16 protein-coding genes are annotated in these 14,182 nt (G+C 65.8%); 8 read left to right on the top strand and 8 right to left on the bottom strand.

Going from position 1 to position 14,182, the window contains the following annotated elements; genetic code table 11:
* Nucleotides 1–69: 69 nt before the first annotated feature.
* Nucleotides 70–381: a hypothetical protein gene (locus POM99_RS12275; RefSeq protein ID WP_277278206.1), complete on the bottom strand. Its 312-nt coding sequence runs from the start codon at nt 379–381 to the stop codon at nt 70–72.
* 105 nt (nt 382–486) lie between these two features.
* Here POM99_RS12275 and POM99_RS12280 point away from each other — a divergent pair, with 105 nt between their 5' ends.
* On the top strand, nt 487–1,371 hold the full coding sequence (locus POM99_RS12280; protein ID WP_277278208.1) for a class I SAM-dependent methyltransferase: 885 nt from the start codon (nt 487–489) through the stop codon (nt 1,369–1,371).
* 86 nt (nt 1,372–1,457) lie between these two features.
* On the opposite strand, the gene POM99_RS12285 is transcribed toward POM99_RS12280, so the two are convergent.
* Nucleotides 1,458–2,639 carry a vWA domain-containing protein gene (locus POM99_RS12285; protein ID WP_277278210.1) on the bottom strand — a complete coding sequence of 394 codons (1,182 nt, stop codon included), beginning with the start codon at nt 2,637–2,639 and terminating at the stop codon, nt 1,458–1,460.
* A 137-nt stretch (nt 2,640–2,776) separates the two neighbouring features.
* Here POM99_RS12285 and POM99_RS12290 point away from each other — a divergent pair, with 137 nt between their 5' ends.
* Nucleotides 2,777–3,703, top strand: a complete 927-nt coding sequence (locus tag POM99_RS12290) for a L,D-transpeptidase family protein (protein ID WP_277278212.1) — start codon at nt 2,777–2,779, stop codon at nt 3,701–3,703.
* 23 nt (nt 3,704–3,726) lie between these two features.
* Here POM99_RS12290 and POM99_RS12295 read toward each other — a convergent pair whose 3' ends face one another.
* Nucleotides 3,727–4,155: a GFA family protein gene (locus tag POM99_RS12295; RefSeq protein WP_277278214.1), complete on the bottom strand. Its 429-nt coding sequence runs from the start codon at nt 4,153–4,155 to the stop codon at nt 3,727–3,729.
* 105 nt (nt 4,156–4,260) lie between these two features.
* Between POM99_RS12295 and POM99_RS12300 the strand changes: the two genes are divergently transcribed.
* Entirely contained in the window at nt 4,261–5,001 is a 741-nt protein-coding gene (locus POM99_RS12300; RefSeq protein WP_277278216.1) for a glutathione S-transferase family protein, read from the top strand.
* 156 nt (nt 5,002–5,157) lie between these two features.
* On the opposite strand, the gene POM99_RS12305 is transcribed toward POM99_RS12300, so the two are convergent.
* Nucleotides 5,158–6,003: an AAA family ATPase gene (locus POM99_RS12305; RefSeq protein ID WP_277278218.1), complete on the bottom strand. Its 846-nt coding sequence runs from the start codon at nt 6,001–6,003 to the stop codon at nt 5,158–5,160.
* 127 nt (nt 6,004–6,130) lie between these two features.
* On the opposite strand from POM99_RS12305, the gene POM99_RS12310 reads away from it, so the two are divergent.
* The 3 genes from POM99_RS12310 to POM99_RS12320 all read left to right on the top strand — a co-directional run bounded on the left by POM99_RS12310 (nt 6,131) and on the right by POM99_RS12320 (nt 7,763).
* Complete coding sequence (locus POM99_RS12310) at nt 6,131–6,361, top strand: hypothetical protein (RefSeq protein ID WP_277278220.1); 231 nt, start codon at nt 6,131–6,133, stop codon at nt 6,359–6,361.
* Between the two features lie 66 nt (nt 6,362–6,427).
* Nucleotides 6,428–7,207, top strand: coding sequence for a hypothetical protein (locus tag POM99_RS12315; protein ID WP_277278222.1), 780 nt, complete (start codon nt 6,428–6,430; stop codon nt 7,205–7,207).
* Between the two features lie 79 nt (nt 7,208–7,286).
* Nucleotides 7,287–7,763: a cupin domain-containing protein gene (locus POM99_RS12320; protein WP_277278224.1), complete on the top strand. Its 477-nt coding sequence runs from the start codon at nt 7,287–7,289 to the stop codon at nt 7,761–7,763.
* On the opposite strand, the gene POM99_RS12325 is transcribed toward POM99_RS12320, so the two are convergent.
* Nucleotides 7,764–8,543: a sulfite exporter TauE/SafE family protein gene (locus POM99_RS12325; protein ID WP_277278226.1), complete on the bottom strand. Its 780-nt coding sequence runs from the start codon at nt 8,541–8,543 to the stop codon at nt 7,764–7,766.
* Nucleotides 8,544–8,550: 7 nt separating this feature from the next.
* Nucleotides 8,551–9,069, bottom strand: coding sequence for a rhodanese-like domain-containing protein (locus tag POM99_RS12330; protein WP_277278228.1), 519 nt, complete (start codon nt 9,067–9,069; stop codon nt 8,551–8,553).
* Between the two features lie 89 nt (nt 9,070–9,158).
* On the opposite strand from POM99_RS12330, the gene POM99_RS12335 reads away from it, so the two are divergent.
* Entirely contained in the window at nt 9,159–10,034 is an 876-nt protein-coding gene (locus POM99_RS12335; protein ID WP_277278230.1) for an MBL fold metallo-hydrolase, read from the top strand.
* 9 nt (nt 10,035–10,043) lie between these two features.
* Here the strand turns inward: POM99_RS12335 and parE are convergent, their stop codons facing one another.
* Nucleotides 10,044–12,035 (bottom strand): DNA topoisomerase IV subunit B, encoded by a 1,992-nt coding sequence (gene parE, locus POM99_RS12340; RefSeq protein WP_277278232.1) that lies wholly within the window; start codon nt 12,033–12,035, stop codon nt 10,044–10,046.
* A 102-nt stretch (nt 12,036–12,137) separates the two neighbouring features.
* Nucleotides 12,138–13,349 (bottom strand): penicillin-binding protein activator, encoded by a 1,212-nt coding sequence (locus POM99_RS12345; RefSeq protein ID WP_279644624.1) that lies wholly within the window; start codon nt 13,347–13,349, stop codon nt 12,138–12,140.
* Here POM99_RS12345 and rsmI point away from each other — a divergent pair.
* Nucleotides 13,348–14,181 (top strand): 16S rRNA (cytidine(1402)-2'-O)-methyltransferase, encoded by an 834-nt coding sequence (gene rsmI, locus POM99_RS12350; RefSeq protein ID WP_277278236.1) that lies wholly within the window; start codon nt 13,348–13,350, stop codon nt 14,179–14,181. The genes POM99_RS12345 and rsmI overlap by 2 nt on opposite strands.
* Nucleotide 14,182 lies beyond the last annotated feature (1 nt).

Raw genomic sequence — 14,182 nt, forward strand, 5'->3', positions numbered from 1 at the left:
CACCGGTTGTCTGGTCCGCTCTCCGGTCGGGGCTGCGCCCCTCCCTACGATCAGACCAGACAACCGATCCTACCGGCCATCATAGTCGCCGCTCAACCGGCCATCGTAGTTGTCGCCGCGCAGCGGATAGAGCCCGGTGCGCAGCGCCTGCACGACCGGCGGCAGGGGGTATGCGAAATAGCGGTATTCACCCTTGCCGAAGCCGTGGCGTGCCATGGTGACGGTGGAGCGGAAGCGGGTGTCATCGCCGTAGAGCGCGGCGAGGGCGGCGCAGGCTTCGCCATCGAGCAGGCGAGGAGTCAGGGCATAGCCGTGGTCGTCGAGGCTTTGGGCGAGCGCGGACCAATCCAGCGCGGCGATCTGGTCTTTCAGGGTATCCATGCATTCGGCGATAGCTGGCGCGTGGCCTCCGTACACTCCGGGTCTTGCGATGAAATCCTTGCGGGCTGAGCCTTCCTTAAGGGTTTTCGCGATAAGGCGCGGATATTGATCGACAATCGGGAAACCCTTGTGAGCTGCAACTGCTGCGCTTCCACCGGCGCCGACCACCTGTTCCGTGCCAAGGGCTATGATCTGGTGCGCTGCACCGGTTGCGGCCTTGCCTATATCGCCAATCCGCCGACGATGGAGGAATTGAAGGTCCTCTATTCGGCGGGCGCTTCCTATCACGCGGCGCTGTGCGATCCTTCGAGCGAGACTTTTGCAACGCAGGACCGGATCGCAGTGCGGCACCTGGCAGAGACGCGCCGGAGCGTGAAGAGCGGGCGGCTGCTCGATGTTGGCTGTTCGATCGGGCAGTTCGCGGCGCGGGCGAAAGCCACGGGATTTGCGGCGACCGGGCTGGAGATGAACGAAGCCAGTGCAGCCTTTGCGCGCTCCCACTTCGGGATCGAGGTTGCGGAAGGCACGATCCACGATGCGCCGCAGGAGGCGGGCACGCTCGACGTGCTGACGATGTTCGACGTGATCGAGCATGTGCCCGATCCGCTGGGCGATCTGCGCAAGGCCTGGGACCTGCTTGCGCCGGGCGGGCACATCGTGCTTTCGACGCCCAACATCGACGGACTGTTTCCCCGGGCTTCCCTGCCTCTGGCGAAGAAGCTGGACTATTGGCCGCATCCGGAACCGCCTTATCACCTCTACCAGTTCTCGGCGAAGACGCTGGAGACAATGCTGGAGAAGGCGGGATTCGCAGTCACCTCGACGCGGCATTTCGCCATCGATCTTGCCTATACCTTCGGCCAGATGCAGACCCTGCTGAAGATGCCGAAGCGGCTGGCTTATGCCGGGCTGTTTGCCCCGCTGGCGGCAATGGGGCCATGGCTGGGGCAGGGCGACTGGATCTATATGACCGCGCGCAAGGCGACCTGACCGCGCGGCTGGCCGATTGACCTTTGCGGGCCGAGCGGGAAAGGCGCGTCGCCCGTGGTCAATCGGTGCAGATGGCTCGGCTCCGGTCAGTGCTTCTTGCGGGTGAGTTCACGCATGGCGGTGTCCAGCCCTTCAAGCGTGAGGGGGTACATGCTGCCGCCGAGCAGGTCCTTGATCATTCTGGTGGACTGCGAATAGCTCCACTGCTTTTCGGCCACGGGGTTCAGCCAGACGGTGGCGGGATAGGTCTGCGCCACGCGGTGCATCCACACGGCGCCCGCCTCTTCGTTGAAGTGTTCCACGCTGCCGCCGGGGTGGCTGATCTCGTAGGGGCTCATCGCTGCATCGCCGACGAAGATCACTTTATAATCGTGGCCGTACTTGTGGAGGATGTCCCACGTATTGGTGCGTTCGGCCCAGCGGCGGCGATTGTCCTTCCACACGCCTTCATAGAGGCAGTTGTGGAAGTAGAAGAATTCGAGATTCTTGAATTCCGCGGTGGCGGCGCTGAACAGTTCCTCCACCAGCTTGATGAACGGGTCCATAGACCCGCCGACATCCAGAAACAGCAGCAGCTTGACCGCGTTGTGCCGTTCGGGGCGCATGCGGATATCGAGCCAGCCCTGACGGGCGGTGCCTTCGATCGTGCCCTCGAGGTCGAGCTCGTCGGCCGCGCCTTCGCGCGCGAAGCGGCGCAGCCGGCGCAGGGCGACCTTGATGTTGCGGGTGCCGAGTTCGCGCGTGTTGTCGAGATTCTGGAACTCGCGCTTTTCCCAGACCTTGATCGCGCGCTTGTGCCTGCTTTCGCCACCGATGCGCACGCCTTCGGGATTGTAGCCCGAATTGCCGAAGGGGCTGGTGCCGCCGGTGCCGATCCACTTGTTGCCGCCCTGATGTCGATCATGCTGTTCCTCGAGCCGCTTCTTCAGCGTCTCCATGATCTCTTCCCATGATCCGAGGGACTTGATCTTCTCCATCTCTTCAGGGGAGAGGAACTTTTCGGCGATGGCTTTCAGCCAGTCTTCCGGGATGTCTACCGGGCGCTGGCCGTAATCGGTGAGCACGCCCTTGAAGACCTTGTTGAACACCTGGTCGAAGCGATCGAGCAGGCCTTCGTCCTTAACGAAGGTGGCGCGCGAGAGGTAGTAGAACGCTTCGGGAGTCTGTTCGATCACCTGCTTGTCCAGCGCTTCGAGCAGGACGAGGTGCTCCTTGAAGCTGGCCGGGATGCCGGCGGCGCGCAGTTCGTCGACGAAGTTGAAGAACATGGATTGGTCCTTTGGCTTAACCGTGTGGTTAAGCTGCGGGGGCGCGTGGGGCAAGAGGGATCAGGGGACACGGCTTTTTCGCAGGCGCGCAAGGATTCGGTTGAGCGCGGCGCAGGACCGGGTAGCAATCGGAAAGTATGGTTAACGCCGGATTCGCCAGGAAGCCGCTGATCGTGACGCTGTGCCTTGCACTGGCGGGGATGGCTGGTGCCGTGGTGGCGGTGGTCCAGCCGATGGGGCAAGGGGCGAAGGCGCAGGTTCAGGCGCAGGTGCCGGTTCCGGCGCCGCCCGCCATGCAGGCCGCGCCCGCGCCGGTTCCGCCTGTGCCGCCGGAGGTCAAGCCCGCGCTGCCGCTGCCAGTGGCGGAGGTGCTGCAATCGGGCGTGCTGATTGTGGTGAGCAAGCCGACGCAGCGGATGCACGTGTTCAAGGACGGCGTGCCGTGGGCCGTATCCCCCGTATCGACCGGACGGCGCAGGCACGGGACGCCATCGGGCGTGTTCCCGATCCTGCAGAAGGCGCGGTTCCACCGATCGAACATCTACAGCAACGCGCCGATGCCGTTCATGCAGCGGCTGACCTGGGGCGGGATCGCCATCCATGCCGGCCATGTGCCGGGCTATCCCGCCTCGCACGGGTGCATCCGCGTGCCCTATGGCTTTGCCAGCGCGCTGTTCAAGCTGACGCGGGCGGACCGGACGACAGTGGTGGTGACAGGCGAGGCGGTGCGGGACGACCGGCACGCGGTGACGCTGGCGCTGGGCGGCACCGCGCCACCGCCGCGCGTGCTGCAGGTGGAGCAGGCGGCGCTGGAAGATGAGCCGGTGCTGCCGCCGGCGGGCGAGACGATCCAGCTGGCTGCGGCGCAGAGCGTGGGCGAGGCGGAGGCGCACTGGGCGGGCCTGGTGGCGACCTGGCCTGAACTTGCGCGGTTCCGCAAGACGGTGGTGCCTGCGGTGGTCGGATCGCGCCAGCTCTATCGCCTGCGCGCCAGTGCGCCGGGCGCGCGGGCGATGTGCAGCACGCTGAAGCGCGCGGGGCAGGACTGCTTCAGCGTGAGTTGAACAGGCTCAGCGGTTGAGCCGGCTCAGGCGGGCGGCGGTGGTGGCGCCGGTGGCTGGGCTTCGAACTGCTGCAGCGACGGGTCGATCATTGCCCATGGCGGGGCCTCGCTGATCCAGATGGCGGCATCGGGGGCAAGGCCATGACCGGTATCGAGAAAGCCCAGGCGCATGGTGCGGAAATGGGGGCGGGCGCTGGTCTGCGCCATGACCGGGGTTCCGCAGGCCGGGCAATAGGAATGGGTGAGCGTGTTGCCGCTGGCCGCGATGTAATCATGGGTGGCGAGATCGCCCGTGATCGCCACGGCATCGGTGGGGAAGATCGCGTTGCTGGTGGCGGCACCGCCGGCAACCTGCTGACACTGGCGGCACCAGCACTGGCGCACGGCGACTGGTGCATCGGCGGAAATCGTGGCGCTGACCGCGCCGCAGGCGCACTTTCCGGTGAACGACATGGGTTCCCTCCGATTGGGTATTGTTAGTGTTACATACTAAATGTAGGCTGCGATCAACCTGATGCGTTTCCGGCCCAGGCCGGCAGGGAGAGGATAACCGCAAACATGCTCAAGCTCTACAGTTTCGGACCCGGCGCCAATTCGATGAAGCCGCTGTTGACGGTGTTCGAAAAGGACCTGGATGTCGAGAAGCATCGACTGAACCCGGCGGCGTTCGAGCACCATTCGGACTGGTTCAAGGCGATCAACCCGCGCGGGCAGGTGCCGGCGCTGGTGGATGATGGAAAGGTCATCACCGAATCCACGGTGATCTGCGAGTACCTGGAGGACGAGTATCCGACCGAAGTGAAACTGCGCCCGGCGGACAGCTTTGGCCGGGCGCAGATGCGCATCTGGACCAAGTGGGTGGACGAATACTTCTGCTGGTGCGTCTCCACCATCGGCTGGCACCGCTATGTCGGCAACATGGTGAAGGGGCTTTCGGACGCCGAGTTCGAGGAGAAGGTGAAGGCGATCCCCGTGGTGGAGCAGCAGGTGAAGTGGCGGCGCGCGCGCGAGGGCTTTCCGCAGGACCTGCTGGACGAGGAAATGCGCAAGATCGGCTATTCGGTGCGCAAGCTGGACGATCACCTGGCCGACCACGAATGGCTGGTGCCGGGGCAATACACCCTGGCCGACATCTGCAACTTCGCCATCGCCAACAGCATGCAGTTCGGCTTTGCCGAGCTGGTGAACAAGGCCGACACGCCGCACCTGCTGCGCTGGATCGAGCAGATCAACGAACGGCCCGCGGTGAAGCGCATGTTCGCCGAAGTGGAGATGGAGAAGCTGGGGCCGCGGGAGTAGCGCCTGAAATTGGTTCGCGCGAAGACGCGAAGACGCGAAGACGCAAGGTGACCTGTTTCAGCGGACGGGTCACGCTTTGCTTCGGGCACAGCAAGCAAGCATCGGCCTGCGGCGCTACAGCCTTCGCGTCTTTGCGTCTTTGCGCGAATCCTTCAATCAGTTGCCCGGGCGGCGGGACATGAAGGCGAGGCGTTCGAAGAGCATGATGTCCTGCTCGTTCTTAAGCAGGGCGCCATGCAGCGGGGGAATCGCCTTGGTGGGATCGCGATTCTGCAGCACGTCGAGCGGCATGTCCTCGTTCAGCAGCAGCTTCAGCCAATCGAGCAGTTCGCTGGTGGAAGGCTTCTTCTTCAGGCCCGGCACATCGCGCACTTCGTAGAACACTTCGAGCGCGCGGGAGACGAGCGTTTTCTGGATGCCGGGGAAGTGGACATCGATGATCGCCTGCATCGTCTCGCGATCCGGGAACTTGATGTAGTGGAAGAAGCAGCGGCGCAGGAAGGCGTCGGGCAGCTCTTTTTCATTGTTCGAGGTGATGACCACGATCGGGCGCTCGACCGCCGCGATCCGCTCCTGCGTTTCATAGACGTCGAAGCTCATGCGATCGAGTTCCTGCAGCAGGTCGTTGGGGAACTCGATGTCGGCCTTGTCGATCTCGTCGATCAGCAGCACGGGCAGTTGCGGCGCGGTGAAGGCCTCCCACAGCTTGCCCTTCTTGATGTAGTTGCGGATGTCATGCACCCGCTCGTCACCCAGCTGGCCATCGCGCAGGCGGGCGACGGCGTCGTATTCATAGAGGCCCTGCTGCGCCTTGGTGGTGGACTTGACGTTCCATTCGATCAGCGGGGCGTTCACGGCCTTGGCGATTTCATGCGCCAAAACGGTCTTGCCGGTGCCGGGTTCGCCCTTCACCAGCAGCGGGCGGCGCAGGAGGACGGCGGCATTGACCGCGACCTTGAGATCCTCGGTGGCGACGTAGTTGCTGGTGCCTTCGAAACGCATGGGTACCCTCGAACCTTTTAACTGTGCGGTTAAGCGATAGGACGCGGCCGCGCGGTTTGGCAAGCACGCTTTTGGGGAGCTTTCAACCCGGAACGGCGTTGGCGAAGGGTATCAAGGAGACGATGGCATGGCCAAGCCTTTCAAGCTGCCGAAAACCATCAACGGCATCCGCCTTCCCAAAGCCACGCGCAAGCAGGCCAACCGCTTTCTGGAGAAGCTGCACGGCGAGGAGCTTGAAGCGCTGATCGCAGCGGTGGTGACGGCGGTGATCGCCCACATCGCCACCCGGCGGCAGGAGGGCGAGGCTTTGTTGAAGCGGAAGCTGGCGGGCGTGGTAGGAAGCCACCTGAAGCACTGAAACCTGCGACGCGCTGATACACATCGGCCAATTGCGCGGGAGTGCTGCCGGCTGTAGGCGCAGGCGATGCGTGCCGATCCCATGCCCCTTGCCAAAGGCTATGCGCCGAGCCGCCGGGGCCGGTCGGTTGCGGGCGGGTTCGCGCTTGCGGCGAGCCTGGGGCTGCTGGCCACGCTGATCCTGATGGGGCGGTTCGAGGCGCCGGGCGGGAAGGAGGCGGGGCAGCTGACCGCCGTGAACCTTTCCACACAGGGCGAAAAGGACAAGCCGCAGGCGAAGAAGCAGCAGCAGGCGGCGAAGGCGGTGACCGAGACGCACGCCGCGCCGCCGCCGATGACTCCGCCGCGCGTGGTTGTGCCGGCGCAGCAGCATTACGAGATGCCGCCGGGCTTCATCCACATGACACGGCAGGAGTTCGCCTCTTCCGATATCGGCCAGATGAAGCGCGCCGATGCCGGCAGTGCGGGCGCGGGCGCGCAGGGCGGCGGCGGATCGGACGAGGGCGCGGGCGAGGGGCCGGGCGGGGCGCGGGTCTATAACGCCGAATGGTATCGCAAGCCGCGCGATGCGGAGCTGGCGGGCTATTTCCAGGCGGGGCAGCGGCCGGGCGACTGGGCGATGATCATCTGCCGCACGGTGGAGCAATACCACGTGGAAGACTGCCGCGAAGTGGATGAATCGCCGCGCGGATCGGGCTCGGCCCGGGCGCTGCGCCGCGCGGCCTGGCAGTTCCTGGTGCGGCCGCCGCGCATCAACGGCAAACCACAGATCGGCACCTGGGTGCGCATCCGCTTCGACTTCACCAAGGGGAAAAGCGATGGCGAAGGCGATGCCGCTGGCCGGTGAAGCAAAGCCTTTTCGGGCAAGATGAAACCCGATGGGCGATCATGTGTTATGGCGTCGCAATCATCCAAGGGGAAATGACATGGCCAGCCGCATCAAGGACATCGGACCCGCACCGCAATCGTTCGACATCGAGGAAGCCACCAAGGACAACGGCGACTATCGATCCGTGGCGTGGAGCGGGAAGTATCTGCAAGTGACGCTGATGTCGATCCCGGTGGGCGGGGACATCGGACTGGAAGCGCACCCGGAAACCGACCAGTTCCTGCGGCTGGATGCAGGCCAGGGCAAGGTGCAGATGGGCCCGTCCAAGGACAACCTGAACTTTGAGAAGGACGTTTCAGATGGCTGGTGCGTGCTGGTGCCGGCAGGCACGTGGCACAACGTGACCAACACCGGCGACGTGCCGATGCAGCTCTATGCGATCTATGCGCCGGTCCACCACGCGGCCGGCCGCGTGCATGAGACGCAGGAAGCGGCCGAGGCCGACGAGCCGAACGACATTCCGCCGGAATGGTCGGTGCAGCCGGACGAGCAGGCCGAAGACAAGCACGGCTGATCAGAGCGACGACAGCGAGACGTAAGCGCCGACGGCGATGACGACGGCGGCGAAGCCCTGTTCGAGCAGGCGCTTGCGTTCGCTGAGGAGCTTTCCGGCGAACATGCCAAGGGCGGTGCCGACCACGCCGCCGGCGATGAGCACGGCGGTGACGGGCCAATCGAGCAGGCCCGAGAGGGCATAGGACGTGGCCGTGGTCAGGCCGAGGGCGCTGACCACCACAAGTGATGTGCCGACCGCGATCGTCAGTGGCATGCCGGTTGCGGCGATCAGGCCGGGCACGATCAGGAAGCCGCCACCGATGCCGAAGAACCCGGCGGCAAATCCCACGGCAAGGCCGATGGGAACAAGGCGGGGCAGCAGGGTGGCGGCGCTGGTCCGCGTCAGGCGTACGTCGGGCGCTTCGGCGCTTTTACGCTGGCGCAGCATGGACAGGCCGACGCCGATCATCAGCAGGCCGAACAGCGCCAGCAGGCGCTTGCCATCCACCGCCTTGCCCAGTTCAGCCCCCAGCGCCGCGCCCAGCACACCGGCCGCGGCGAAGACGGCGGCGCAGCGCCACTTCACACGGCCGGCGCGGGCATGACCGGCAAGGCTGGCAAGCGCGTTGACGGTGACCGCAAAGGCGGCGGTGCCGATTGCGGCGTGGGGTGAGCCGATCTTCACGAAGTAGATCAGCAGCGGCACCGCGAGGATGGAGCCGCCCCCGCCGACCAGCGCCAAGATGAAGCCGATCAGCGCGCCCGAGGCCAGCGCGGCGAGAATGGTGGCGAGCGCCATGGCGGCCTCACGCGCCGGCTCGGCGGTTCCACGGCATCACGCGCAGCAGTTGCGCCATGCCGCACCAGCCGCTGATCCCGGCAAAGGCCAGGCCCGCCCCAACGAAGGCGGAAAGGCCGAGAAAGGCGGGCGCGACGAACAGGCCGAGCAGCACGCCGGCAAGCACGAGCGTGCCAGCGGCGATCTGCACCTGGCGCATGATTTCCAGGGGCTGGGTCTTGTCGGCCAGCGTGGGGTGGCCTTCACGCCGCCATGCATCGAGGCCGCCTTCGAGGATGAAAGCGGGGCCATCGCCGGCAGCGCGGGCGAGGTCTTGCGCGGCGTTCCCAGTGCGCATGCCCGAGCGGCAGTGGAACACCACAGGGCCGCCATCGCAGGTGAAAGTGGGAAGCTTGTCCAGCGGCACGTTGACGGCGCCGGGGATGCGTTCGCGTGCGTGCTCGTCAGGCGAGCGGATGTCGACGAGGCGGGCGCCGTCCTGCACCTTGGCGCGGGCCTGGGCGGGTGAGAGTGTGGTGATCGGCATCTGTACGGTCCTCCATGGAGGTCTATCTAATTTCAGTGTTGCTAATTTAGAATATAGTAATATAATGTCAAGAGCTAATGGAGGAACCCGTGACCGAACCGCTGATCGAAGCCTTCTTTGACGAGCCGACCAACACCATCAGCTATCTGGTGGCGGACCCCGCGACCGGCGTTGCCGCGGTGATCGACCCGGTGGTGGACTTCGACATGGCCAGCGGCGAGGCCGACACGCGATCGGCAGAGCGCATCCTTGCGGTTGCGCAGGAGCGCGGCTGGCACATCGCGATGGTGCTGGAAACGCATGCCCATGCCGATCATCTTTCCGCCGCGCCGTTCATCAAGGCGCAAACCGGCGCGCGGATAGGCATCGGCGCGCATATCCGCGACGTGCAGCGCATTTTCCGCCCGGTGTTCGCGATGGACGACCTGAAGACCGATGGTTCGGACTTCGACCGCTTGTTCGAAGATGGCGAGCGCTTCGCGATCGGCGGGATGGAGGTGGAGGTGATGCACCTGCCAGGCCATACGCCGGCCGACGTCGCCTATCGCATCGGGAGCGCGGTGTTCGTGGGCGATACGCTGTTCATGCCCGACTATGGCACGGCGCGGGCGGACTTTCCCGGTGGCGATGCGCGCACGTTGTACCGCTCGATCCGCCGCCTGCTGTCATTGCCCGACGAGACGCGGCTGTTCCTGTGCCATGACTACAAGGCGCCGGGGCGCGAGGACTATCGCTGGGAAACCACGGTGGGCGAACAGCGCCGCAGCAGCGTGCACGTGCACGACGGGGTGAGCGAGGATGACTTCGTGGCCATGCGTGAAAAGCGCGATGCAGGGCTGACGGTGCCTAAGCTGCTGCTGCCCTCGATCCAGGTGAACGTGCGCGCGGGTCGCTTTCCGCAGGCGGAAGATAACGGGGTGAGTTATCTGCGGGTGCCGGTGAAGTGGAAGGGCGGGGCTGGCTGAGACAGTCCCTCAAGCGTCGATCATCTCCGGGTCGATCTCTGCCGCGCGGTTCTGGATGAACATGAAGCGTTGGGCGGGGTCGCGGCCCATGAGGCGGTCGACGAGGTCCTTAACCGCGGCGCGGCCTTCGTATTCGGGGGGCAGGGTGATGCGCAGCAGGCCCCGGGTGGCGGGGGCCATGGTGGTTTCGCGCAGCTGCTGCGGGTTCATTTCGCCGAGGCCCTTGAAGCGCGAGACTTCGACCTTCTTGCCCTTGAACTTGGTGGCTTCCAGCTCGGCCCGGTGCGCCTCGTCTCGCGCGTAAGCACTGACGGAGCCGGCGGTGAGGCGGTAGAGCGGCGGTTGGGCGAGATAGACGTGGCCGCGCCGCACGATGTCCGGCATCTCCTGGAAGAAGAAGGTCATCAGCAGGGTGGCGATGTGCGCGCCGTCAACGTCGGCGTCTGTCATGATGATCACGCGGTCATAGCGCAGCGCATCGGGGTTGCAGTCCTTGCGCAGGCCGCAGCCGAGCGCGAGCGCGAGATCGGCGATTTCCTGGTTGGCGCGGATCTTGTCGGCACTGGCGCTGGCGACGTTGAGGATCTTGCCACGGATGGGCAGGATCGCCTGCGTCTTGCGGTCACGCGCCATCTTGGCGCTGCCGCCGGCGCTGTCACCTTCGACGATGAACAGCTCGGTCTCGCCGCTGCCTTCGCCGGAACAGTCGGTCAGCTTGCCGGGCAGGCGCAGCTTGCGCGCGTTGGTGGCGGTCTTGCGCTTGACCTCGCGCTCCTGCTTGCGGCGCAGGCGCTCGTCCATCCGCTCCATCACCGCGCCGAGCAGCGCCTTGCCGCGCTCCATGTTGTCGGTAAGGAAGTGATCGAAGTGATCGCGCACCGCGTTTTCAACGAGGCGCGCGGCTTCGGGGCTGGTCAGGCGGTCCTTGGTCTGGCTCTGGAACTGGGGATCGCGGATGAAGACCGAAAGCATGACCTCGCTGCCGGTGATCATGTCCTCGGGCGCGATGTCCTTGGCCTTCTTCTGGCCGACCAGTTCGCCAAAGGCGCGGATGCCCTTGGTCAGCGCGGCGCGCAGCCCCTGTTCATGCGTGCCACCATCCGGGGTGGGAATGGTGTTGCAGTACCAGCTGTAGGACCCATCGGACCACAGCGGCCACGCGATGGCCCATTCCACGCGGCCCATCTGTTCGCCGGGAAAGTCCTGGCTGCCCGAGAAGGGCACGGAGGTGACGCATTCACGGCCCGAGACCTGTTCGGCGAGGTGATCGGCAAGGCCGCCGGGGAACTGGAACACCGCTTCGGCGGGCACATCGTCGCTGGCGAGCGAGGGGGCGCACTTCCAGCGGATCTCCACGCCGGCGTAGAGATAGGCCTTCGAGCGGGCGAGGCGGAACAGGCGCGCGGGCTTGAACCTGGCGTCCTCCCCGAAGATTTCCGTATCGGGGATGAAGGTGACGCTGGTGCCGCGCCGGTTGGGCGCATTGCCGATCTTTTCCAGCTTGCCGGTGGGCAGGCCACGGCTGAACTCCTGCGCGTAAAGCTCCTTGTTCCGCGCCACTTCCACGCGGGTGAGGGTGGAGAGCGCATTGACCACGGAGACGCCGACGCCGTGGAGGCCGCCCGAGGTGGCATAGGCCTTGCCCGAGAACTTGCCCCCCGAATGGAGCGTGGTGAGGATCACCTCGAGCGCGGATTTGCCGGGGTACTTGGGGTGTTCGTCAACCGGGATGCCGCGCCCGTTGTCGGTGATGGTCAGGCGGTTGCCTTCCTCAAGCAGAACCTCGATGCGGTTGGCGTGGCCGGCCACGGCCTCGTCCATCGCGTTGTCGAGCACTTCGGCGGCGAGGTGGTGGAACGCACGTTCGTCGGTGCCGCCGATGTACATGCCGGGGCGGCGGCGCACGGGTTCAAGCCCTTCGAGCACCTCGATCGCGGAACCGTCGTAGCTTTCGGTGGAGCTGCCGGCGGGCAGCTTGTCGAACAGATCGTCTGCGCTCATGCGAACGTGTATAGAACACGCGCGATTCCGGGCGCAAGCGGCGTGGACCACTTGCCCTGCGGTTTTCCAGCCTTTTTGTGGCCGTTTCCGTTAGATTAGGGCTTACTGGAACTTGGTGGGGGCCGGGCTGACGGTGACGAACGTGCCACCGCTGACCTGGCGCACTTCCATCGCGCGTTCGGCCACGCCGAAATCGTTGAAGCGGAACACGCCGTCGAGCCCGATGAAGCCTTCGCGGTCATAGAGCCGGGCGGTGGGGAACAGCGTGCCCGGCTTCCACCCGCGGGCGATGTTGAGCGTCAGCAGAACGGAATCGTAGCCCAGCGTGGCAAGGCGCGCGGGCGCGCCGCCGAAACGGGTGCGATAGGATTGTTCGAACTGGCCGAAGCGCCGGTCAGACACGGAGGCGAAGAGCGCACCCTTCATCGCCGGGCTCTTGGCGATGGTGGCTTCCCCGCTCCACAGCTCGGTGCCGAGCAGGTGGGTGCCGGTGGCAAAGGGTGCGGCCATCAGCGCCATGCGCGCGCTGTCACCAATGAGGATGGCGTCGATCTTGCCCTTGGCCTTGAGCCGGCGCACCGCGCTGCCGACCGAGGTGTTGGAGCGTTCGTAGCTTTCCACGCCGGCCAGCGTCACGCCGCTGGACCGCGCGGCGGAAACCAGCGCGGTGGACACGCGCTGACCATAATCGCCCGCCGGGATGATCGCGCCAACGGTGTTGACGCCGTTGGCGTGGGCATATTGCAGCACGCGGGCGACCGACTGGGCAGGGCTCTGGCCGAGCACGAAGACGTCACGATCGGCCACGGTGGTGTCGTTGGAGTAGGTGATCATCGGCACCTTGGCCGGGCGGGCGACGCCGGCCACGGCCAGCACGTCGTCACCCATAAGGGGGCCGAGGATCAGGCGATTGCCGTCCTTCACCGCCTTGCTGGCGGCGTTGGCCGCGCCAGTGGCGGTATCATAGGTGGTGATACGCAGGTTGGCGGCGTTGGTATCAAGCAGCGCCATGGTGGCGGCATTGGCGATCGACTGGCCCACGGTGGCGTTCGGCCCGCTCATCGGCACCAGCAGCGCGACGCGGTGGCGATCCTGATCAGTGGGTAGGGTGTTGGCCACCGGAGCGGTTTCGGTGGGCGTGGCCGCTGGCGGCGGGGCGCCCTTGGGGATAACGGTACAGCCCGCCAGCAGCGCCAGCGCGCCGATCGTGGCATAGCGCCGCGTGACCCGGATGCCGCCATTGCCGCCGCCTGTCCGTTCGCCCATCATCATCTGCTTGCCGCTCCCCGAAGCCCGGTCCATGAGGCGCCACATGGACACGCCGCACCTTGAACCCGGGCTGTATATTGTCGCAACGCCGATTGGCAATCTTGGCGACGTGACAAAGCGCGCCGTCGATATCCTTTCGGCTTGCGACCTGATAGCCTGCGAAGACACGCGCGTCACCGGTAAGTTGTTGAATCTTATCGGCGTGAAGAAGCCGATGCGGCGATACGACGATCACGCGAGCGAAGAGGCGCGTGAACGGCTGCTGGCCGAGATGGGCGAAAAAGCGGTTGTACTGGTTTCAGACGCGGGCACGCCGCTGATCTCCGACCCCGGATACAGGCTGGTGCGCAGCGCGCGCGAACGGGGAATCGCGGTGACGAGCCTGCCAGGGCCGAGCGCACTGGTGGTGGCGCTGACGCTGGCGGGCCTGCCCACGGACCGCTTCCTGTTCGCCGGGTTCCTGCCCGCCAAGGACAAGGCGCGCGGCGATGCCCTGATCGAGCTGGCCGCCATGCCTTTTACCCTGGTGTTCTATGAAACCGGGCCAAGGCTGGTGGACAGCCTGCAGGCGATGGCGCGGATCATGCCGGGGCGCGAGATTGCCGTGGCGCGCGAGCTGACCAAGCTGCACGAGGAATGCCGGACCGGCACGGCGGACGACCTGGCCGCGCATTACACTGCGCATCCGCCCAAAGGTGAGATCGTGCTGCTGGCCGGGCCGCCGCCCGCCGCCGAAGCGCCGGGCGAGGCCGACGTGGACGCGGCGCTGCGCGCGGCGCTGGAGACGATGAGCGTGTCGCAGGCGGCGGGCAGCGTGGCCAAGGCCACGGGGCTGGACCGCAAGGCGCTTTATGCGCGGGCGCTGGAGCTGAAGTGAA

It is taken from the genome of Novosphingobium cyanobacteriorum (genome assembly GCF_029436685.1).
GTDB classification, from domain to species: domain Bacteria; phylum Pseudomonadota; class Alphaproteobacteria; order Sphingomonadales; family Sphingomonadaceae; genus Novosphingobium; species Novosphingobium cyanobacteriorum.

Excerpts from the sequence above, each read along its gene's own strand:
- POM99_RS12345 (WP_279644624.1), bottom strand. The coding sequence starts at position 13,349 with ATGTGGCGCCTCATGGACCGGGCTTCGGGGAGCGGCAAGCAGATGATG.
- rsmI (WP_277278236.1), top strand. The coding sequence starts at position 13,348 with ATGGACACGCCGCACCTTGAACCCGGGCTGTATATTGTCGCAACGCCG.
- POM99_RS12275 (WP_277278206.1), bottom strand. The coding sequence starts at position 381 with ATGGATACCCTGAAAGACCAGATCGCCGCGCTGGATTGGTCCGCGCTC.
- POM99_RS12310 (WP_277278220.1), top strand. The coding sequence starts at position 6,131 with ATGGCCAAGCCTTTCAAGCTGCCGAAAACCATCAACGGCATCCGCCTT.
- parE (WP_277278232.1), bottom strand. The coding sequence starts at position 12,035 with ATGAGCGCAGACGATCTGTTCGACAAGCTGCCCGCCGGCAGCTCCACC.
- POM99_RS12315 (WP_277278222.1), top strand. The coding sequence starts at position 6,428 with ATGCGTGCCGATCCCATGCCCCTTGCCAAAGGCTATGCGCCGAGCCGC.
- POM99_RS12290 (WP_277278212.1), top strand. The coding sequence starts at position 2,777 with ATGGTTAACGCCGGATTCGCCAGGAAGCCGCTGATCGTGACGCTGTGC.
- POM99_RS12295 (WP_277278214.1), bottom strand. The coding sequence starts at position 4,155 with ATGTCGTTCACCGGAAAGTGCGCCTGCGGCGCGGTCAGCGCCACGATT.
- POM99_RS12285 (WP_277278210.1), bottom strand. The coding sequence starts at position 2,639 with ATGTTCTTCAACTTCGTCGACGAACTGCGCGCCGCCGGCATCCCGGCC.
- POM99_RS12300 (WP_277278216.1), top strand. The coding sequence starts at position 4,261 with ATGCTCAAGCTCTACAGTTTCGGACCCGGCGCCAATTCGATGAAGCCG.
- POM99_RS12325 (WP_277278226.1), bottom strand. The coding sequence starts at position 8,543 with ATGGCGCTCGCCACCATTCTCGCCGCGCTGGCCTCGGGCGCGCTGATC.
- POM99_RS12320 (WP_277278224.1), top strand. The coding sequence starts at position 7,287 with ATGGCCAGCCGCATCAAGGACATCGGACCCGCACCGCAATCGTTCGAC.
- POM99_RS12330 (WP_277278228.1), bottom strand. The coding sequence starts at position 9,069 with ATGCCGATCACCACACTCTCACCCGCCCAGGCCCGCGCCAAGGTGCAG.
- POM99_RS12305 (WP_277278218.1), bottom strand. The coding sequence starts at position 6,003 with ATGCGTTTCGAAGGCACCAGCAACTACGTCGCCACCGAGGATCTCAAG.